This window comes from Mesorhizobium sp. M0954 (assembly GCF_040319155.1).
Classification (GTDB): Bacteria; Pseudomonadota; Alphaproteobacteria; order Rhizobiales; family Rhizobiaceae; genus Mesorhizobium.
The window spans coordinates 572,656-591,108 of the sequence record NZ_JAMYNR010000001.1; the positions used below are offsets into that span (position 1 = coordinate 572,656).

Here is an 18,453-nt window from a genome sequence, read left to right on the forward strand (position 1 = left end):
AGCTCGCAACGGCCAGAATGCAGGGAAGTTGCCTTGGACGAAGGTTCGAGGCGATCACAATCGGTAACCGCGCCGTCACGCGCCGATCGCCTCCAGGCCTTCCTCGAGCCAGTCCGCCAGCAGCGGCATGCCGAGCAGATATTTTGCCGTGCGCTTGTTGGCGCGCTCGCGGGCGGCGGACAGCGCGTCCGTCCATTCCGTCGCGTCATAGTCGCCGCGGCCGACCCAGGCCAACGCAATCAGTTCGGCCGCTTCGTCGACATTGAGATCGTCGATCAGCTCGCGCAATTCTTCTTCGGTGAGATCTTCGGAGCTTTCCTCGGCAAGGCCGTCATGATGGTGGTTGTCGTGCGCGTTGCCGTCGAGCTCTACCTCGTGCTCGGCGCCGTCGGCATAGTCTTCGTTGACGGCGGCGCTGAGCGCCTTCGCCTTCAGGATGAACAGGCGCACGGTGTCGGGACCGATCGAAAGCTCCCAGTCTCGTTCAACGCGTTGCTGCACCGGCCGTCTCCCTGCTTCGTGCTCGGTCGGCCCGATGATAGCGGATTTGCAGCGCTCGTCACGTTATCTTGCGCGGCGGCGTTGATCGTGAGCATGATTTCCGATGCCCTCTCTTCCCGGGATAAGATGGCCTTGCTGGGAGAGATCGCGGTTTTGAGATAGGATGGCATTTTCCGGGGACGAAACGGCTTCGGCCCGGCGTTAGTGTTGCATTGTCAGGTTCAAAGGAGAGTGTAATGCGCAGACGATTGCTGATTTACGCCATGGCCATTGCCGCCCTGCCGCTGATTGCGGCTCCGGCGTTTTCGGCTGGTGAAGGCGGGGGAGGTGGTGGTGGCGGCGGCGGCAATGGCGGCGGCGGCCAGAGCCAGTGCAAGAAGGGGCAGGCCTGGGACAAGAAGCAGAAGAAATGTGTCTCGCCGAAGCAAGGCATGCTGGATGACGACAGCATCTATGATGCCGGTCGCGCGCTGGCGATGGATGGACGCTATGACGAGGCGATCGCCGTGCTCAGCCTCGCCGCCAACAAGCAGGACCCGCGTATCCTCAACTATCTCGGCTATTCGCACCGCCATTCCGGCCGCGTCACCGTCGGCCTCGGCTATTACGAGGAAGCGCTGCGCATCGACCCGAACTACACGCTGGTGCGCGAATATCTCGGCGAGGCGCACCTGCAGATCGGCGATCTTGCTGGCGCCCAGGAACAGCTCCGCGAGATCGAGAAGCGCACGGGCAAGGGGTCTCGCGAATACGGCATGCTGTCGGAGCAGATCGATCACTTCATGAGGAGCTGATCCGACTTCCGGACGCTGCTCATACCGGCTGCGGCGATCGCAGCCGGTTTTTTGCTGTGCTCACATGCTGCTCGGAACTGGAATTTGGCATCACGGTACACGATACGATCTTGGAAACCCCGCTCGACGTGGGGTCAGCCGTGCAATCGGTGGATGATTTTTCAAAAACCGACTTTTTGGACGTGAAAAACCCGCGAAGATTGCTATATCTTGCAAGATTGTGGTGAGACGGTTCCGTTAGCGAGGCTGCCGGACCGTTTTCTTTTTGTACCATCGACAAGGTCGCTCCCGATTGCGGGGGCGGCGGCAGGAAAGGTCAGGCATTATGAACAAGGTCCCGATGACAGGCGAGGGGTTCGCGTCATTGAAGGAAGAACTGCGCTGGCGCCAGCAACAGGAGCGGCCGCGTATCATCGAGGCGATTTCCGAAGCGCGCTCGCATGGCGACCTCTCCGAAAATGCCGAATATCACGCGGCAAAAGAGGCACAGAGCCTCAATGAGGGCCGGGTCAACGAGCTCGAGGACCTGATCGCGCGGGCCGAGGTGATCGATGTCACCAAGCTCAGCGGCGACAAGGTCAAATTCGGCGCCACCGTGGTGCTGGTCGACGAGGATACCGAGGAGAAAAAGACCTACCAGATCGTCGGCGACCAGGAAGCGGACGTGAAATCCGGCCGCATCTCGATCTCCTCGCCGATCGCGCGCGCGCTGATCGGCAAGGAAGTCGGCGACGCCATCGAGGTCAACGCACCGGGCGGCGCCAGGGGCTACGAGATCGTCCAGGTGCAATTTATCTAGGGGATTGGCGCTGCTCTGCCTTCTCCCCCTGTGGGAGAAGGTGGCCTCGCGAAGCGAGGTCGGATGAGGGGTGTTCCAGCTTGGCTCCCTCCGCACTCCGTCCAACACCCCTCATCCGTCTCGGCGCTTCGCGCCGATCCACCTTCTCCCACAAGGGGAGAAGGGAAGGGGCAGCGCTGACCTTTCCGATTGAATGGATTGAGCAAATCAGCGGTCACCGGCCTGACCAAGCGTCTGGCGCTCCACAAGCCTCTCGGCTTCCGCCATCACCTCCGGCGGGGTGACGCTGTGACCGGGCCTGGCCAGCAGCGTCGATGAGAATGGTCCGCGCGGGCCGGTCAGGCCGGGCTCGGTAGCGAGGAATATCGCCACCGTCGGCAGGCCGAAAGCGCTGGCGAGATGGGTCAGGCCGGTGTCGGCGCCGATGACCAGCGTCGAGCCGCCGATGACAGCGGCGATCTCGGCAAGCGGCGACCTGGCGACCACCACGGTTTGCGAAACGGCGCCGGCGATCGCTTCGGCAGCCGCCTGTTCCCGATCGTTCGACCAGGTGGTGACCGGCGTCATCCCCTTGTCCACCAGCAGACGGGCGGTTTCGATCCAGTCCGCGACCGGCCATTTCTTGTCCTCGCGGCTGGTGCCATGCAGCAGGAAGGCGGTCTTTTCACCGACAAGAATGGATCTTCCGGCCGGCGGCGCGATGCCGGAGTCAAGCCGGGAAAGATCCGGCTCGTAGCCGAGCGCCAGCCCGAACAGGCGTCTCGTGCGCTCGATGGCATGCAGGCCGCGCGGCACGGGATACCGGTGGTCGTAGAACAAGGTCGCCGACGGCTCCCGAGCGCTCGACCGATCGAAACCGGCGATCGGCGCTGCCGCCAGCCGCGCCACCAGCGCCGATTTCAGCAAGCCTTGCCCATCGAGAACGAGGTCGTAGCGGCAATCGCGCAAGGCGCGGCGCAAGCCGATCACTTCCCGCCATGTGCCGGGCTCGAGCAGCTTCCTGCGCCAGCGCCGGATCGCCACGCTGTGGATGGTCTGGATGGCTGGATGCAGCGCCACAATGCCGGCAAATGCCTCTTCGACACACCAGTCGAAGGAGATATCCGGCCGAGCGCGGCGCGCGTCCTCGATCGCCGGGAAGGTGTGGATGACGTCGCCCATGGACGATGTCTTGACGATCAGCACTTTCATGCGGCGGCCGGCATTTCCAGCAGCCGCTCCGCCGCCGCCACGACGCGTTCGACCTCCAGCGTTTTCAGGCAGTTGAGATGACCGAGCGGGCAGATTTTTTTGTGGCAGGGCGAACAGGACAGGCCGAGCCAGACCAGTTCGCGGCGCTCGGCGAGCGGCGGCGTGTTCTGCGGCGAGGTTGAGCCGTAGATGGCGACGACCGGCGTGCCGACCGCGGCGGCGACATGCATCAGCCCGCTGTCGTTGGAGACGGCGAGCCTCGCCGCGGCGATCAGGTCGATGGCATCCTCGAGCCGCGTCTGGCCGGCAAGATCGACCGTGCCCGGCGCCAGCGCGGCGATTTCCGCCGTCACCCCAGCGTCGTTCTTCGATCCGAACAGTGCCACGCCAAACCCTTTCGCCATCATCTCACGGGCAAGGCCGGCATAGTGTTCGCTCGGCCAGCGCTTGGCCGGGCCGAATTCTGCGCCGGGCATGAGTGCCACGAATTTCCCCGCCGTCAGCCCGAAACGGCTGAGCAGTGCCGCCTGGCTGGCTTGATCGACGGCGAGCTTCGGCGTCTGGAAGGCGCCGCCACGGGCAAGGCTGAAATAGGCCTGCGCGGTGCGCCGCTTCAGGCGATCGGGCAAGGGCACGATGTCGGTCAGCAGCCCGTAGCGCATTTCCCTGAGATGGCCGACACGGCGCGGAATGCCGGCAAAGAACGGGATCAGCGCCGACTTCCAGCTTCCCGGCAGGACAAAGGCCATGTCGTAGCGGCCGCGCAGCAGGCGGCCGAAGCGCCTTCGGATGCGGAATTCGAATGCGCCGGATTGCAGCGGCAGGTCGATCTGCTGACGGATTTCGGGCATGCGCTTGACCAGCGGTGCTGCCCATGCCGGCGCCAGCACATCGATGGCGGCATCCGGATGAAGCTCCCTCAGCGCCTGGAATAGGCACTGCGCCATCACCATGTCGCCCACCCAGCGTGGGCCGATCACGAGGATCGTTGGGCTTTCAGCCATTCGACATAGTCTCTGACGCCGGTTTCCACTGTGCGGAACTGGCCATTGTAACCGGCTGCGCGCAAGCGGGACATATCAGCTTGCGTAAAGCTCTGGTAGCTGCCCTTGAGGTGGTCGGGAAACTCGATGAACTCGATCTGGCCTTGGCCCAGCGTATCGATCACCGTTTCGGCAATGGCGCGGAACGGCTGGGCCTTGCCGGTGCCGCAGTTGAAGATGCCGCTCGAGCCGCGTTTCCACAGCCACAGATTGACGTCGGCGACATCGCCGACATGGATGAAGTCGCGGCTCTGCTCGCCGGGCCCGAAACCACCATAGGCGCCGAACAGCTTGGGATTCTGCCCTTGCTCGACCTGGTTGAACAGATGGAAGGCGACAGAGGCCATGGCGCCCTTATGCGCCTCGCGCGGTCCATAGACGTTGAAATAACGCAGGCCCGCGACCGGCGAGTGATCGGTATCGAAAACGGTGCGGCGGACATAGTCGTCGAACAGTTTTTTCGAATAGGCATAGACGTTCAGCGGCCGTTCACATTGCGGCTCCTCGCGGAACTCGGCGCCGCTGCCATAGACCGAAGCGGAGGAGGCATAGAGGAACGGCACGCGCAGGGCCAGGCAGGCGTGCAGCAGGCGCTTCGAATAGGCGTAGTTGACCTCCATCATGAACTTGCCGTTCCATTCGGTGGTGGTCGAGCAGGCGCCCTGGTGGAAGACGGCCTCGATGCGGCCGAGGTCACCGGCCTCCATCCGCGCCAGAAAATCGTCCTTGTCGAGATAGTCGGCGATCTCGAGATCGGCGAGGTTTGCGATCTTGTGGCCGTCGGTGAGGTCGTCGACGACGAGGATGTCGCTGAAACCCTCGGCGTTGAGCGCGGCGACGATGTTGGAACCGATCATGCCGGCGCCGCCCGTGACGATGATCATGAAAGCCTCTGGTACCTTGTGCCGGTTGTAGCCCTTGTGGGATTCTGGCCTTATAGGGGAGGCGGGCCGGGCTGTCGACAAAGCAGGTGGCTGGGCGGCCGGATGAGCGCCATAGTGGCGCCGCAAACGTCACGTTTCAGTCGGCCTGCCGGCCGACCGGCGACAGGAGCAAGGTAATGCCGTCAACCGAACTGCTTGTCGCCTTTTTCGCCACCACGGCGATCTTCGCCTATATCCCCGGCCCGGCCATGCTCTATGCCGCCGCGCAAACCATGGCGCGCGGCCGCTGGTCCGGCCTGATGGCGGCGCTCGGCATCCATCTTGGCGGCTACGTTCATGTCTTCGCCGCCGCTGTCGGCCTGTCGGTGCTTTTCCATGCCGTGCCGGTGCTTTACATGGCGGTCAAGCTGGTCGGTGCGCTGTATCTGATCTGGCTCGGTGTTTCGCTGTTTCGCGCCAAGGCGCAAGGCGACGTTGTCTTGCCGGGAATTCAGCCGAAATCCGCCCGCCGCGCCTTTTTCGAGAGCATTGCCGTCGAGGTGCTCAACCCCAAGACGGCGATTTTCTTCATGGCGTTCCTGCCGCAATTCATCGATGCCTCGGCAGCGTTTCCGGTCTGGCTGCAGTTCGTTGTGCTTGGAACAATCGTCAATTTGATGTTCTCGTCGGCCGACATTGTTTGCGTGATACTGGCCGGCGCGGTGATCGCCAGGCTGCGGCAGTCGAGCCGGGCGCAGCGCCTGATGCGGCGCGCTGGCGGTGCGGTGCTTGTCGCTCTGGGCGTGCATGTCGCGTTGCAGAAAAGCTGACGCACTGTCTCGCCGCCGCGACCGGTCGAAGGCCCGGCGTTGCGTCGGCTGAAATTGCGGTATATCGGCATCGCCATGAACGGCCGGCCCTGCCAATCGAATTTCCCATCACTGAAAATCGGCTCTCCCACGCGTTGACATGATCAAGCTGCCCTCTCCCGAACCTCTTCACCGCGCCATTTCGCGCTTCGGCGGCGCCACCGTGCTGGTGGTCGGCGATTTCATCCTCGACCGTTTCGTCAACGGCGTGATCGAGCGCATTTCGCCGGAGGCGCCGATCCCCGTGCTGCACGGGCGCGGCGAAACGCTGGCGATGGGTGGCGCCGGCAATGTCGTCGCCAATATCGTTTCGCTCGGCGCTGCCGTCATGCCGGTCTCCGTGATCGGCGCTGACGAGGCCGGCAAAAACCTCATGCGCATGCTCGGCGACTTTGGCGTCGACACCGGCGGGCTGGCGCAGGATGCCGATCGCATGACGTCGTCGAAAAGCCGCTTCAGCGCGCTCAACCAGCAGGTGCTGCGTTTCGACGAAGAGGAAATCAAGCCGCTGGGCGATGCCGAGCGCGCGACATTGATCGGGCATTTTCGCCAAGCGCTGGCGGGCGCCGACATCGTCATCCTGTCCGACTATGGCAAGGGCGTGCTGCTCGACGGCGTCGCCGGCGAGCTGATCTCGATCTGCCGGCAAGCGGGCAAGCCGGTGCTGGTCGACCCGAAGGGCCGCGACTATGCGCGTTATGCCGGCGCGACGGCAATCACGCCCAACCGCAAGGAACTCGGCGAGGCGGTCGGCCGCGCAGTGTTTGCCGACGACGAAATCGAGGCGGCGGCACGCCAGCTGATTTCGGCGCACGGTTTCGATTTCGTCGTCGCGACGCGCAGCGAAAAGGGCATGAGCGTCATCGGTGCGGACGATGCCCGCCATATCGCCACGCAGGCGCGCGAAGTGTTCGACGTTTCGGGCGCCGGCGACACGGTAATCGCGACCTTCGCGCTGGCTCTTGCAGCAGGGGCTGATCGTGTCATGGCCGGATCGATCGCCAACGCCGCCGGCGGTGTTGTCGTCGGCAAGCGCGGCACGGCGCGGCTGACGATCGAGGAACTCACCGGTGCGCTGTTTCGCTCGCATGGTCCGGTCGCCCACTTGGATGCGATCCTCGATGCCGCCGCCGCCGTGCGGCTGGTGGCGGGCTGGAAAGACGAGGGCTTGAGCGTCGGCTTCACCAATGGCTGTTTCGATATCCTGCATGCCGGCCATGTCAGCCTGTTGCATGCGGCGCGCAGCCAGTGCGACCGGCTGGTGCTCGGCCTCAACAGCGATGCCTCGGTGCGCCGGCTGAAAGGGCCGGGGCGCCCGGTCAACGACCAGCATGACCGGGCCTGCGTGCTGGCAGCACTTGCCTCGGTCGACGCCGTCGTCATCTTCGAGGAGGATACGCCGCTTTCGCTGATCGAGGCGCTGAGCCCCGACATACTGGTCAAGGGCGCCGACTATACGGTCGATCAGGTGGTTGGCGCCGATGTCGTGCAGAAGGCCGGCGGCCGCGTCGTGCTGGTCGACCTCGTCGCCGGCAAGAGCACGACCGGCACCATCGGCAGATTGCGCGCCGGGAACTGAGGGTTTCATGTCCGAACTGAACGATTACCTGGCGCGCTCGGCGGCCGCGATTTCGGCGATGGTCGAGCGCGACCTGACCAGCGAGATGGAGCGGGCGGTCAGCGCCGTCGTCGCCGCGCTTTCGCAGGGCAAGGCGCTGCTGATAGCAGGCAATGGCGGTTCGGCCAGCGACGCCATCCATATCGCCGGCGAGCTGGTCGGCCGCTTCCTCAGGGAGCGCAAGGCCTACAACGTCATCGCGCTGCCGGCCAACGCGGCGGTGCTGACCGCCTGGGGCAATGATTACGGCTTCGACACGGTGTTTGCGCGCCAGGTCGAGGCGCATGGTTCGGCGGGCGCCGTGCTGCTCGCCATCTCGACCAGCGGCAATTCGCCAAGCATCCTCGCCGCCGCCCAACAGGCGCGCATGATGGGCATGACGGTTGTCAGCCTGACCGGCGACACCGGCGGCAAGCTGAAGCCGCTCTCGGACATCCTGCTCAACGTACCCTCGACCTCGACGCCGATCATCCAGCAGGGGCATTTGTGCCTCTACCACCATTTGTGCGAAATGGTCGAAACGCGCCTCTGCGACGCAGGGTGATCCTCGAACTCTCAGGACCTGGGTTCCTCGCCCTCCGCGAAGCGGGGGAGAGGTGGCCGCGAAGCGGCTGGAGAGGGGGCTTCGTAGAGCGCGGTTCCCCTCTCCGTCTCGGCTTCGCCGAGCCACCTCCCCACTTTCGTGGGGCGAGGAACCTAAGCTGGAATGAAGCCAATCTTCAACGCTGAAGGCAATTTTGTTCTTGCTTTGTGCCGGCAGCTATGCTACTAATTTCGGTATGGTGATGATTCCACCGACGATCCCGCCCGCCGAGGCGGGTTTTTTGTTTCCGGTTTTTTGTTTCGCAGCCGCTTTGCCTGCTCTCTTAAGCCGAAAACGCCACCAGCCCTTCGTCTTTGACCCGGCGGATGGTCAGCGCGGTTCGCACCGTATCGACATTGGGGGCCGAGGCCAGTTCCTCGATGACGAAGGTCTGGAAGGTGCCGAGATCGCTCGCCACGCAATGCAGCAGGAAATCGGACTCGCCCGACACCATCCAGGCGTCGCGCACGATCGGCCAGCCGCGGGTGCGCTCGGCGAAGGTCTTGAGTTCGGCGTCGGCCTGGTGATGCAGGCCGATCAGACAGAAGGCGACGACGTCGAGGCCGAGCGCCGGAGCGTTGAGCAAAGCGCGGTAACCGCGGATGATGCCGGCCTCTTCCAGCCGCCTGACGCGGCGCAGGCACGGCGGCGCCGAAATGCCGACGCGGCCCGACAGTTCGACATTGGTCATGCGTCCGTCCTGCTGAAGCTCGCGCAGGATCTTCCAGTCGATGGCATCGAGATCGGCCTTGATCGGCATGGTGGCTTCCGTGGTGACGCGAAAGAATCTTTCGCGACTTTGTAATTAAACGACTTTGCTGTCCATTCCATCCGCTGGATCGAGGATTTTCGCACATCTTGCTGCGGGTTGCTTGTCGCCGTCGCCGGCGCCGAAGCTTTCCGGGGACGAACGGCAACTTGCCTTGCTGGCATCGCAGGCAACACTTACATTACGCGCAACAATCGACGAGAGTTCATGCCACAATCCATGGCTGCTCCCCGCAGAGGTTTTTCATGATCACCAAGCACGCGCCTGTTCTCATCATCGGCTCCGGCCCCGCTGGCTATACGGCGGCGATCTATGCCGCCCGCGCCATGCTCAAGCCGATGCTGGTCGCCGGCCTGCAGCAGGGCGGGCAACTGATGATCACCACCGATGTCGAAAACTATCCGGGCTTCGCCGAACCGATCCAGGGTCCATGGCTGATGAGCGAGATGCTCAGGCAGGCCGAGCATGTCGGCACCGACATCGTCAACGACATCATCACCGAGGTCGACCTCAACGTGCGGCCGTTCCGCGCCAAGGGCGATTCCGGCACGATCTATACCGCCGACGCGCTGATCATCGCCACCGGAGCCCAGGCGAAATGGCTGGGCATCCCGAGCGAACACACCTTCATGGGTTTTGGCGTCTCGGCCTGCGCCACCTGCGACGGCTTCTTCTACCGCGGCAAGGACGTCGCGGTGATCGGCGGCGGCAATTCGGCGGTGGAGGAAGCGCTCTATCTCTCCAACCTGGCCAAGAGCGTCACCGTCATCCACAGGCGCAGCGATTTCCGCGCCGAGCGCATCCTGCGCGAGCGGCTGCTGCGGAAAGACAATGTCCGCATCATCTGGGACACGGTGGTCGACGAGATCACCGGCAGGCCCGGCAAGGCGCCGCTGCCGCCGTCGGTCGAAGGGCTGAAGCTGCGCAACGTGGTGACCGGGCAGGAGATGCATCTGGTGGTCGACGGCGTGTTCGTGGCGATCGGCCACGCGCCGGCGGTCGAGCTGTTTGCCGGCAAGCTGAAGCAGAAGCCGAACGGCTATCTGTGGACGGCGCCGGATTCGACCCGCACCGATATGCCGGGTGTGTTCGCCGCCGGCGACGTGACCGACGACATCTACCGCCAGGCGGTGACGGCGGCCGGTCTCGGCTGCATGGCCGCGCTCGAGGCGGAAAAATATCTGGCAGGGATCGAGGTTCACCGCGAAGCGGCGGAGTGATTGTTCGATAAGCGGCTGAGAAAAGCCGCGCAAAAGCCTGATTTTTCATTCAGACGCCGAAAACAGGCGGACGCCAGAAAACAGGACGAGGGGAAATCATGGCGTTGGATTGGGACAAGCTACGCGTGTTTCACGCCGCGGCGGAAGCGGGGTCGTTCACCCATGCCGCGGAAACACTGCATTTGTCGCAATCGGCGATCTCGCGGCAGGTCAGCGCGCTCGAGCATGATGTCGGCGTGCCGCTGTTCAACCGCCACGCCCGCGGCCTGGTGCTGACCGAGCAGGGCGAGATGCTGTTCCGCACGGCGCATGACGTGCTGATGAAGCTCGAAACCATCAAGTCGCGACTGACCGAAACCAAGGACCGGCCCTCCGGCGTGCTCAGGGTGACGACCACGGTCGGCCTCGGCGCTGGCTGGCTGACAGAGCGCGTGCAGGAATTCATCGAGCTCTATCCCGAGGTCAGCCTGCAGCTCATCCTGGCCAATGAGGAGCTCGATCTCACGATGCGCCAGGCCGACTGCGCCATCCGGCTGCGCCAGCCGCAGCAGCCGGACCTCATCCAGCGCCGCCTGTTCACCGTGCATTTCCATCTCTACGCGGCGCCATCCTATGTAAACAAATATGGCAAGCCGAATTCGATCGCCGAGCTGAAAACCCATCGCATCGTCACCTTCGGCGTGCCGGTGCCGGCGCATCTGTCGGAACTGAACTGGCTGGAGACGGTCGGCGATTTCGAAGGCGGGCAAAGGGTGCCGACGCTGCAGATCAACGACATATTGTCGATCAAGCGGGCGGTGCAGGGCGGCGCCGGCATCGCCATGCTGCCGGATTACGTGGTCAGCAAGGATTCCGGACTGGTGCAGTTGCTGCCCGAGACCGAAGTGCCGTCCTTCGATACCTATTTCGCCTATCCCGATGCGATGAAGAACCAGGCGAAGCTGCATGTCTTCCGCGATTTCATCATCGCCAAGGCGCGCAGCTGGTCGTTCTGATTTAATGCGTGTCGCGCAAAAGCGTGCAGCGGTTTTGCGATAAGGACATGCATCAAACAAGAACCTAAAGCGCGTCGCATCAGGTCGGTCGAACGCAACGCGCTTTAGGAACGCGTATCCGCCAGCGTGCTGGCGCCGTAGCGCAAACCGTCGACCAGCAGGGCAACCATGCGCCGCGCCTGGGCAGGGCCGCCGCCATGTGCCGGCATGGCAAGGCTGGCGGCCGCCCCCAACAGGTCGCCCGGCTCGATATCGGCGCGCACCTCGCCGGCCGCGGCCGCCGCCTCCAGCAATGTTTGAAGCGCGGGCCGGAGCCGTTGGTTGAAATAGGCAGGCAAAGTGTCGAATGCCGGATTGCCTGAGTACAAGGCTGCCGCGAGGCCGCGTTTTGCCGTGATGAAATCCACATAGCGCTGCATCCACAGGGCCAGCGCTTCACCGGGCTCATGCTTTCCGGCCAGGATCGGCGCGGCGTCCGCACAGGCGTCAACCTCGTTGCGGAAGACGGCCACGATCAGGTCCGAGCGCTGTGGAAAATGGCGGTAGACGGTGCCGACGCCGACGCCAGCCTTTTCCGCGATCTCTCGCACCGGAGCCTCCACGCCGGAGGTCGCGAACACCGCCATGGCCGCCCGGAGCAACGCGTCGATGTTGCGCCGTGCGTCGGCGCGCACGTGGCGATCCGCGCGGTCGCGGGGTTCCAGACCATCGCCTTGATCCGTTTTGCCGTTCGGCGTTTTTTCGCCCATCAAATTACCTCTTGCAAACGGAACCTTGTTCCGGATATATGTGGAACGTGGTTCCGTTTGACTTGTATCTAGCACGGCAAAGCGGTGTTGGCCACACATCGGTGCACAAAAGGAGATTACCATGCAGGACAAACCCGTCGCCCTGGTCACCGGGGCCAACAAGGGCATCGGTCTTCAGATCGCCAAGGACCTCGCGGCGAACGGCCTTACCGTGCTCGTAGGATCGCGCAGGCTCGAGCATGCCGAGGCAGCCGCAAATAGCATCGGAGAGGATGCCCACGCCCTGCAGCTCGACGTCACCGATCAGGCGTCGATCGCCGCCGCGGCAGAGCGCATCCGCATCGAACTCGGCCGCCTCGACGTGCTGGTGAACAATGCCGGCATCTCCCATGCGGGAAAGCCGGGCAGGCCGCTCGAGGAGATCATCAATTCGGGCCGCCCGAGCATTGCCTCCCTCGACGACGTACGCGCCGTATTCGAGACGAACGTGTTTGGCATCGTCGCCGTCACGCAAGCGATGCTGCGGCTCCTTCGTGAGGCGCCGGCGGCGCGTATCGTCAACGTATCGAGCGGCGCCGGCTCGCTGACATTGAACGCGGATCCGGCCTTTCCGTACCGCACGTCGTTTGGCGCCGTCTACAACCCGTCGAAGACGGCCGTCAACGCGATGACGCTCGCCTTCGCCATCGAGCTCGAGGAGACCGGCATCAAGGTCAACGCTGCGTGCCCGGGCTACACCGCGACGGAGCTCAACAACTTCGAAGGTCCGCGCACAGTCGAACAGGCCGCGCGGGAGCCCGTGCGCCTCGTGCTTCTCGACGCGAACGGTCCGACGGGCACGTTCTCGAACGAGGACGGCCCGCTGCCGTGGTGACGCAGCGTTGGAGCCTGCGTCAGCCGCGCCAAGGTGTCAGGCGGGGCAGCCAGCCTGGTACGGCACGGCGGTAGGCCTCGTATTCGTCACCGTAGCGGCGGGCAAGCGTCGGTTCCTCGTATAGTCTCACGAAGGAGATCATGGCGGCCGCGGCGATGACTAGATAGGCGGCGACCGTCCAGCTCGAAAACAGCAGTGCCTGGCCGAGGACGATCGACAGCACGGCGACGTACATCGGATTGCGGACATGGCGGTAGATGCCGCCGACGACCAGCCTCTCGGTCGGCGCGACCGGGGCGGGCGTACCCCGACCCTCCAGGGCAAACCGGGCAAAGGCGTGCAGCAGTATGGCTGTGCCGGCGACAACCAGCAGCCAGCCCACAGGAACGAAACCGGGCAGTCTCGACCAGGGCAGGCGATAGCGATCGGTCAGCAGCCAAGGCAACAGTCCGGCGACCACGCCGGGCGCTATAGCAAGAAAGATGACGCTGCCGGCGATCGCCGAAGTGGCTCGCATATAGCTCTCCTTACGGGCGCGGCCTTGAACGGTCTCCTGCAACGCGCTTCAGGTCTTGTCCGGCACGTAACCCAAGCCGCCGCACCTCAGGTCAAGCTCGATGGCGGGCTTTTGGGCGGCATGCACCAGCAAGGTCTGCCTGCCGAAAAAACAAACGCGTGCTGCACGATTCCACGTCATCCTGCGTTTTTCGACTTTCCGAGCAGGAATCGCTGCTGATTCGCAGCCGCGGATCGATTTTTGCCTTGCCGCAGGCTGTATTTCAGCGATTCAACTGGTCCTATTGCGCTTCGGGACGGATTAGACCACAGCCGGCGCCTTTTTGCATGTGAGTGTTGCAAAATAGATGCTTGTTTCTTGGGCATGAAGAGCACATATATAGATCATCTCCTGAGCGCGTTCTCCTCCCATTAGCGCTCTCGAGTGTTCCCCTCTGGAGGTTAGCCTTAACAGGCACTTCCAATCAAACTCAGCCGGGTCTTCATTGATCCGGCTTTTTTGTTGCCCGAAACCAACACATCGCCAGAAAATCGGCCGGAACGGTCGCGTAACAGTGACATGTAACCTCGGGTAACATGCCGCGGGCGCGCCAAATCGATTAAGCAGAGCATAGGACGCGGTGTGGCTCGTCCGGGGGATGGGGGCATCACTCGGACGACCCGGGCTCAGGCAGCTACCGCGTCCGAACCTTCCTCCGCCAAAACACCGGCGGCAAGCATGCGGCGGACCTGCCGTTTCGCCTCCCACGAAGACGGTCCGCAAGAAACGGCCCCCGGGGCATCCGGGCGCCGTTTCCTGTTGGGCCGCAAGGGCAGCTCAGGCGGCCTTGCCGTTGGCGTTCAGCGCTTCGTCGGCCAACCGGCCGGTGAGTTCGGCCATGTGGTCGAAGACGGCCCGGTAGCTGGCGACACCCGCAGTGGCCGAGCGCAGCTCGATGATGAGGTCGCCGATCTCAGCCTGCGGCATGGTCGCCTCGACCACGTCCCATCCCGGCCAGTCGGGCCGCGCGTCGTAGCCGAGGATCTGGCCGCGCCGCTGCGGGATCAGAGCGATGATCTTCGACGTCGCATCCGACGGCGTGACGATCTCGACCTTCATCACCGGCTCCAGCAGCACCGGCGAGCACGCGGCCATGCCTTCCTTCATCGCCAGCTTCGCCGCCATCTGGAAGGCCATGTCGGAGGAATCGACCGCATGGTAGGAGCCGTCGGAAAGGTTGACGGCAACATCGACGACCGGGAAGCCGAGCGGGCCCGATTTCAGGTAATCGCGCACGCCGGTCTCGACCGACTGGATGTAGGTCTTCGGCACGACGCCGCCGGTGATCGTATCGGTGAACTGGAAGCCTGAACCGCGCGGCAGCGGTTTGATCTCCAGCACCACATCGCCGAACTGGCCGTGGCCGCCCGACTGTTTCTTGTGGCGGCCGCGCTGCTGCGTCGCTTTGCGGATCGTCTCGCGATAGGGCACGGCCGGCACATGGCCTTCGACCGGGATCTGGTTCTTGCCTTCCAGCCGCTCGCGCACGACGCGCAGATGCATCTCGCCATGACCGGACAGCACGGTTTCGGCGGAATCCTGGTTGTGATGCAGGTTGAGCGAGGGATCTTCCTCGGCCAGGCGCTGGATGGCCGCCGACATCTTGACCTCGTCCTTGCGCTCTTTCGGCCGCAGCGCGAAGGCGAAGACCGGTTGCGGCGGCGCCAGCGTGACCAGCGGCTTGATGCCGCCCTTGGTCGAGCTCAGCGTCTGGCCGGTCCTGACGGCGTCCAGCTTGCCGAGCGCCACAGTGTCGCCGGCCTTGGCCGAAGTCAGCTTGACCTGGTCCTTGCCGAGCATCTTGTAGATGCCGGAGACCTTTGCCGTCTCGCCGCTGGGAAGGAACAGCTCGGCGGCGTCGGCGACCTGGCCGGACAGGATGCGCGACACCGACAGCTTGCCGCCATGCGCGGTGTGGATGGTCTTCATCACTTGGACCACGGTGGCATTGCCATCGGGCGCGCCGAGACGCTGGCGCGTCGCCGCGATGTCGGGTGCGTCGTGACGGATCGCCTTCAACAGGCGCAGCACGCCGTTGCCCTTCTCGGCGGTGCCGATCAGCACCGGCGTCACCGTGCCGTCGCGCAGATCTGCGGCGAGGTCGTCGAAGATCGCGTCCTTCGGCGGTTCGATCTCGTCAAGCAATTGCTCCATCAGCCGGTCGTCATGGTCGGCGAGTGTCTCCAGCATGGAAAAGCGCGCCTCGAGCTCGCGCGCCTTGTCGTCGCTCGGGATCTGGGCGACCTCGCTCTCGGCATATTCGCGGTAGATGTAGGCACGCTCCAGAGCGAGGTCGATCGAGCCGATGACGACGCCGTCCTTGCGCAGCGGGATCTGGCGCAGCAGCAATGGCACCGAGCTTGCCGGCTGCAGCATCTTCAGCGTGTCGCGCACACCTGCTATCGCCTTGTCGACCTTGTTCAGGAACAGCATGCGCGGCACGCCGAGCTCGTCGAGCTTGCGCATGATCAGCTGCAGGGCAGGGATCTTCTTCTCGTCGGCCTCGGCAACGACCACGGCGACGTCGCAGGCGGCCAGCACCGGCTCGGCTTCGAAGGAGAATTCGATCGAGCCGGGACAATCGACGAAGGTGAACGGCTCGCCCATGAAATCGGTGGTGGCGAAGGTCGCCTCGACGCTCATGCCGTGAGCGCGCGCCTCGGGCGAATGATCGGAAACGGTATTTCCGGACGAAACGGGATTCTGGCGGGGAATGGCGCCTGTACGGGCGAGTATGGCTTCGAGAAGTGTCGTCTTACCGCTTGCGAAGGGACCGACTATGGCAATGCATTTCGGTCCCGTGCGTCGTCCTCCGGCGCGAGTACCCATGGCTGACCTCCACTCAGGCGTTTCCCTGTGAGCGGCGGCCGGCCTGTCGGCCGTCGCGGGCGAGGCTTTTTTCAATTTGCCACCTACCCAAAGGGCATCGTCCCACGGGCAGGCCGGGAGGGCAAGGGATTTGAAGTTGAAGGGATTTGAAGTTGGGGCCGGTTCAGCCGGTGCCGGTCAGGCGCGACGCCAGCGGGGGTGCGTCCACGCGCTGCACCGCCACCGTCTCGGCAAAGCGCGCGAGCAACGGATTGAACAGGTCCGCACGCTCCCAGAAAGGCGCATGCCCGGCGCCGGAGACGATGTGGCAATGCTCCCACAGCGAGCCGTAGGCGAGCGTCTCAAAATAGCCGAGCCGGACGAACGGATCGTTCTCGCCATTGACGATAGCGACCGGAAACGCGGCTTGCTCGACCACCTGTCTCTGGTCGGCACCCTTGCCGGTGAGCATGCCGCGCGTCACCGCGGCGCGCAGCCGGCCGTCGGTGCGCAGGATGGCTTGGCGAAAGGACGGATCGGCGGTGTCGCCGAAACACAGCGTCTCGAAGCGCTCGGCATCGCGTTCGGAATACGTCTTTTTGGACGCCAGCAGCATGTCCCAATGCGCGTGGAAGCCGCGCAGCATGCCGAAAGGACCCTTCGATACCGGCGGCGCGCCGGTCAGCATCAGCCCGCCGACGGCGCGGTGAAAACTCGCGAGTTCGATTGCCACGTGCCCGCCAAGCGACCAGCCGAAGACGACGGCGCGGCCGATGCCCAAGGCATCGAGGAGCTGGGCCGCCGATTGGGCAAGGCCGGCGATTGTGTAGTCCGTCGCCGGATCGCGGGCGTCCGACGATTCGCCATGGCCGGGCAGGTCGAAAGCAATCAACCGATGGGCAGCGGCCAACGGGCTGTCGAACTGGCGGGCGAATACGGCGCGCGAACTGCCTGAGCCGTGGATCAGGACAAGCGGGATGCCGGGTCCCGACGACTGGCTGAGGCGCAAATCCGCTTGCGGCGTGCGGATCGTGCGGTGGGAAACGGCCATATCTGGTTTGGACCTTGGGATTGTCTCCAGGTCAACATCGCATGCCGAGGTCACCATGTTGTTTAGAACGGTGGTTAAGAAATGATTTCTGGGTTTCTGCCGGGTATGATGAACGAATCCACCACAGCTAACCCCCGGAGCCTGATGATGGAATCCACACTCGACCTTCTCGTCTCGATCAGCAGCATCGCGACGCTCGGCCAATATGCCTGGTCGATGCGCGCGCATTTCCAGTCGCCGAGCATGTCTCAAGGCGCGATGATCATTTCGGCCGTCGTGGTCGGCACGGCGCTGTTCTTTCTTGCGCTGCTGTGGATCGAGCGGCAGCCATTGGCGGCGAAGATCGGCGGGCTCGCCATCGAACTGGCAAGCTCGGCGCTGTTCTGGTGGGCGATCTCGGTCTCCCGCAAGGCGGGGCTGCGGTTCGCATTCGATCCTGACAATCCTGACAGCCTGGTGACCGAAGGCCCTTATCTCCATGTCCGGCATCCGTTCTACACGTCCTACATCATCTTCTGGGTCGGATGGGGTATCGCGACCTGGTCGGTCTGGGCGGTGGTGCCGGTCGCCGGCATCGTTACGATCTACGTGATCGCGGCCTTGGACGAAGAGCGAAAATTTTCGCGGACAAGGTTGGCCGATGCCTACGACGCTTACCGCACGCGGACCGGTCTGTTCTGGCCGCGTTTTGCCCGCAGCCGGCAGGAGATGCAGCCGGCATCGGACGAAAGTGGTAGGGTCTAAGACACTGGATTGAATCGAGGATTTGCGACGATGAAGATCATTGCCTGCGGCAGCGTGCCGACGATTGTTGCGCCGGAAAAATACTTCACTGGCCGGGTTTTGCAGACGCCGATCATCGAGAAAGAGGCGCCGGCGCGGCTCAGAGCCACGCTGGTCAGCTTCGAGCCCGGCGCCCGCACCCACTGGCACACGCATCCGCTCGGCCAGACGCTCTATGTCACATCCGGTGCCGGTCTCGTGCAAAGCTGGGGCGGGCCGCTGCAGGAGATCAGGGCCGGCGACGTCATCTCCTTTGCGGCCGGCGAAAAGCACTGGCACGGCGCCGCGCCCAAATCGGCGATGACCCACATCGCCATGCAGGAGGCGCTCGAGGGTGCGCATGTCGATTGGCTGGAGAAGGTGAACGACGAGCAGTATGGCGGCTGA

20 protein-coding genes are annotated in these 18,453 nt (G+C 64.0%); 11 read left to right on the plus strand and 9 right to left on the minus strand.

All coding sequences use genetic code 11. The features are described 5' to 3' along the window. Positions 1 to 75: 75 nt before the first annotated feature. The gene (locus tag NKH93_RS02800; RefSeq protein WP_023678354.1) at positions 76 to 501 is read right to left on the minus strand and encodes a DUF3775 domain-containing protein; all 426 of its coding nucleotides are present in this window, start codon (positions 499 to 501) and stop codon (positions 76 to 78) included. A 236-nt stretch (positions 502 to 737) separates the two neighbouring features. Here NKH93_RS02800 and NKH93_RS02805 point away from each other — a divergent pair, with 236 nt between their 5' ends. Continuing rightward, positions 738 to 1,295 carry a tetratricopeptide repeat protein gene (locus NKH93_RS02805; protein ID WP_352541060.1) on the plus strand — a complete coding sequence of 186 codons (558 nt, stop codon included), beginning with the start codon at positions 738 to 740 and terminating at the stop codon, positions 1,293 to 1,295. A 325-nt stretch (positions 1,296 to 1,620) separates the two neighbouring features. Beyond that, entirely contained in the window at positions 1,621 to 2,094 is a 474-nt protein-coding gene (greA, locus tag NKH93_RS02810; RefSeq protein WP_023719113.1) for a transcription elongation factor GreA, read from the plus strand. A gap of 207 nt (positions 2,095 to 2,301) precedes the next feature. On the opposite strand, the gene waaC is transcribed toward greA, so the two are convergent. The 3 genes from waaC to rfaD are packed head-to-tail and all read right to left on the minus strand — an operon-like array spanning position 2,302 to position 5,212. Then, positions 2,302 to 3,285, minus strand: coding sequence for a lipopolysaccharide heptosyltransferase I (waaC, locus tag NKH93_RS02815; RefSeq protein ID WP_352819953.1), 984 nt, complete (start codon positions 3,283 to 3,285; stop codon positions 2,302 to 2,304). Next, positions 3,282 to 4,289: a lipopolysaccharide heptosyltransferase II gene (gene waaF / locus NKH93_RS02820; protein WP_352921178.1), complete on the minus strand. Its 1,008-nt coding sequence runs from the start codon at positions 4,287 to 4,289 to the stop codon at positions 3,282 to 3,284. The genes waaC and waaF overlap by 4 nt, the downstream gene beginning before the upstream one ends. Continuing rightward, a complete protein-coding gene (gene rfaD, locus NKH93_RS02825; RefSeq protein WP_352450437.1) occupies positions 4,262 to 5,212 on the minus strand; it encodes an ADP-glyceromanno-heptose 6-epimerase in 951 nt (316 codons plus the stop codon). Before rfaD ends, waaF begins: the two co-directional genes overlap by 28 nt. Positions 5,213 to 5,388: 176 nt before the next feature. On the opposite strand from rfaD, the gene NKH93_RS02830 reads away from it, so the two are divergent. The 3 genes from NKH93_RS02830 to NKH93_RS02840 all read left to right on the plus strand — a co-directional run bounded on the left by NKH93_RS02830 (position 5,389) and on the right by NKH93_RS02840 (position 8,222). Continuing rightward, complete coding sequence (locus NKH93_RS02830) at positions 5,389 to 6,021, plus strand: LysE family translocator (RefSeq protein WP_352921180.1); 633 nt, start codon at positions 5,389 to 5,391, stop codon at positions 6,019 to 6,021. Positions 6,022 to 6,160: 139 nt separating this feature from the next. Continuing rightward, entirely contained in the window at positions 6,161 to 7,639 is a 1,479-nt protein-coding gene (rfaE1, locus tag NKH93_RS02835) for a D-glycero-beta-D-manno-heptose-7-phosphate kinase (RefSeq protein WP_352921182.1), read from the plus strand. Between the two features lie 7 nt (positions 7,640 to 7,646). Beyond that, positions 7,647 to 8,222: a D-sedoheptulose-7-phosphate isomerase gene (locus tag NKH93_RS02840; RefSeq protein WP_352586848.1), complete on the plus strand. Its 576-nt coding sequence runs from the start codon at positions 7,647 to 7,649 to the stop codon at positions 8,220 to 8,222. A gap of 322 nt (positions 8,223 to 8,544) precedes the next feature. On the opposite strand, the gene NKH93_RS02845 is transcribed toward NKH93_RS02840, so the two are convergent. Continuing rightward, a complete protein-coding gene (locus NKH93_RS02845) occupies positions 8,545 to 9,021 on the minus strand; it encodes an Lrp/AsnC family transcriptional regulator (RefSeq protein ID WP_352469300.1) in 477 nt (158 codons plus the stop codon). Positions 9,022 to 9,275: 254 nt separating this feature from the next. Here NKH93_RS02845 and trxB point away from each other — a divergent pair, with 254 nt between their 5' ends. Continuing rightward, a complete protein-coding gene (gene trxB / locus NKH93_RS02850) occupies positions 9,276 to 10,250 on the plus strand; it encodes a thioredoxin-disulfide reductase (protein WP_352469805.1) in 975 nt (324 codons plus the stop codon). Positions 10,251 to 10,348: 98 nt separating this feature from the next. Further along, positions 10,349 to 11,245, plus strand: coding sequence for a LysR family transcriptional regulator (locus tag NKH93_RS02855; protein ID WP_023678345.1), 897 nt, complete (start codon positions 10,349 to 10,351; stop codon positions 11,243 to 11,245). Positions 11,246 to 11,349: 104 nt separating this feature from the next. On the opposite strand, the gene NKH93_RS02860 is transcribed toward NKH93_RS02855, so the two are convergent. Continuing rightward, a complete protein-coding gene (locus tag NKH93_RS02860; protein WP_352458407.1) occupies positions 11,350 to 11,994 on the minus strand; it encodes a TetR/AcrR family transcriptional regulator in 645 nt (214 codons plus the stop codon). Positions 11,995 to 12,115: 121 nt separating this feature from the next. Between NKH93_RS02860 and NKH93_RS02865 the strand changes: the two genes are divergently transcribed. After that, positions 12,116 to 12,868: an SDR family oxidoreductase gene (locus NKH93_RS02865; protein ID WP_352969007.1), complete on the plus strand. Its 753-nt coding sequence runs from the start codon at positions 12,116 to 12,118 to the stop codon at positions 12,866 to 12,868. Between the two features lie 19 nt (positions 12,869 to 12,887). Here NKH93_RS02865 and NKH93_RS02870 read toward each other — a convergent pair whose 3' ends face one another. Next, complete coding sequence (locus NKH93_RS02870; RefSeq protein WP_352969009.1) at positions 12,888 to 13,385, minus strand: methyltransferase family protein; 498 nt, start codon at positions 13,383 to 13,385, stop codon at positions 12,888 to 12,890. Between the two features lie 100 nt (positions 13,386 to 13,485). Between NKH93_RS02870 and NKH93_RS02875 the strand changes: the two genes are divergently transcribed. Continuing rightward, the gene (locus tag NKH93_RS02875) at positions 13,486 to 13,689 is read left to right on the plus strand and encodes a hypothetical protein (protein WP_352921184.1); all 204 of its coding nucleotides are present in this window, start codon (positions 13,486 to 13,488) and stop codon (positions 13,687 to 13,689) included. Positions 13,690 to 14,201: 512 nt separating this feature from the next. Here the strand turns inward: NKH93_RS02875 and NKH93_RS02880 are convergent. Both NKH93_RS02880 and NKH93_RS02885 read right to left on the minus strand, forming a co-directional pair. After that, positions 14,202 to 16,253 (minus strand): elongation factor G, encoded by a 2,052-nt coding sequence (locus NKH93_RS02880; RefSeq protein WP_352683561.1) that lies wholly within the window; start codon positions 16,251 to 16,253, stop codon positions 14,202 to 14,204. A gap of 163 nt (positions 16,254 to 16,416) precedes the next feature. Beyond that, on the minus strand, positions 16,417 to 17,283 hold the full coding sequence (locus NKH93_RS02885) for an alpha/beta fold hydrolase (protein ID WP_352475048.1): 867 nt from the start codon (positions 17,281 to 17,283) through the stop codon (positions 16,417 to 16,419). A gap of 147 nt (positions 17,284 to 17,430) precedes the next feature. Here NKH93_RS02885 and NKH93_RS02890 point away from each other — a divergent pair, with 147 nt between their 5' ends. Together NKH93_RS02890 and NKH93_RS02895 are read left to right on the plus strand one after the other, a co-directional pair. After that, a complete protein-coding gene (locus NKH93_RS02890; protein ID WP_352969011.1) occupies positions 17,431 to 18,027 on the plus strand; it encodes a methyltransferase family protein in 597 nt (198 codons plus the stop codon). 30 nt (positions 18,028 to 18,057) lie between these two features. Further along, entirely contained in the window at positions 18,058 to 18,453 is a 396-nt protein-coding gene (locus tag NKH93_RS02895) for a (R)-mandelonitrile lyase (protein WP_352683825.1), read from the plus strand.

Coding starts and splice junctions, on each gene's coding strand:
- NKH93_RS02855 (WP_023678345.1), top strand. CDS start 10,349: ATGGCGTTGGATTGGGACAAGCTACGCGTGTTTCACGCCGCGGCGGAA.
- NKH93_RS02890 (WP_352969011.1), top strand. CDS start 17,431: ATGGAATCCACACTCGACCTTCTCGTCTCGATCAGCAGCATCGCGACG.
- NKH93_RS02860 (WP_352458407.1), bottom strand. CDS start 11,994: ATGGGCGAAAAAACGCCGAACGGCAAAACGGATCAAGGCGATGGTCTG.
- NKH93_RS02805 (WP_352541060.1), top strand. CDS start 738: ATGCGCAGACGATTGCTGATTTACGCCATGGCCATTGCCGCCCTGCCG.
- NKH93_RS02830 (WP_352921180.1), top strand. CDS start 5,389: ATGCCGTCAACCGAACTGCTTGTCGCCTTTTTCGCCACCACGGCGATC.
- NKH93_RS02895 (WP_352683825.1), top strand. CDS start 18,058: ATGAAGATCATTGCCTGCGGCAGCGTGCCGACGATTGTTGCGCCGGAA.
- NKH93_RS02885 (WP_352475048.1), bottom strand. CDS start 17,283: ATGGCCGTTTCCCACCGCACGATCCGCACGCCGCAAGCGGATTTGCGC.
- NKH93_RS02880 (WP_352683561.1), bottom strand. CDS start 16,253: ATGGGTACTCGCGCCGGAGGACGACGCACGGGACCGAAATGCATTGCC.
- NKH93_RS02845 (WP_352469300.1), bottom strand. CDS start 9,021: ATGCCGATCAAGGCCGATCTCGATGCCATCGACTGGAAGATCCTGCGC.
- NKH93_RS02875 (WP_352921184.1), top strand. CDS start 13,486: ATGGCGGGCTTTTGGGCGGCATGCACCAGCAAGGTCTGCCTGCCGAAA.
- rfaE1 (WP_352921182.1), top strand. CDS start 6,161: ATGATCAAGCTGCCCTCTCCCGAACCTCTTCACCGCGCCATTTCGCGC.
- NKH93_RS02870 (WP_352969009.1), bottom strand. CDS start 13,385: ATGCGAGCCACTTCGGCGATCGCCGGCAGCGTCATCTTTCTTGCTATA.
- rfaD (WP_352450437.1), bottom strand. CDS start 5,212: ATGATCATCGTCACGGGCGGCGCCGGCATGATCGGTTCCAACATCGTC.
- trxB (WP_352469805.1), top strand. CDS start 9,276: ATGATCACCAAGCACGCGCCTGTTCTCATCATCGGCTCCGGCCCCGCT.
- NKH93_RS02840 (WP_352586848.1), top strand. CDS start 7,647: ATGTCCGAACTGAACGATTACCTGGCGCGCTCGGCGGCCGCGATTTCG.
- greA (WP_023719113.1), top strand. CDS start 1,621: ATGAACAAGGTCCCGATGACAGGCGAGGGGTTCGCGTCATTGAAGGAA.
- waaC (WP_352819953.1), bottom strand. CDS start 3,285: ATGAAAGTGCTGATCGTCAAGACATCGTCCATGGGCGACGTCATCCAC.
- NKH93_RS02865 (WP_352969007.1), top strand. CDS start 12,116: ATGCAGGACAAACCCGTCGCCCTGGTCACCGGGGCCAACAAGGGCATC.
- waaF (WP_352921178.1), bottom strand. CDS start 4,289: ATGGCTGAAAGCCCAACGATCCTCGTGATCGGCCCACGCTGGGTGGGC.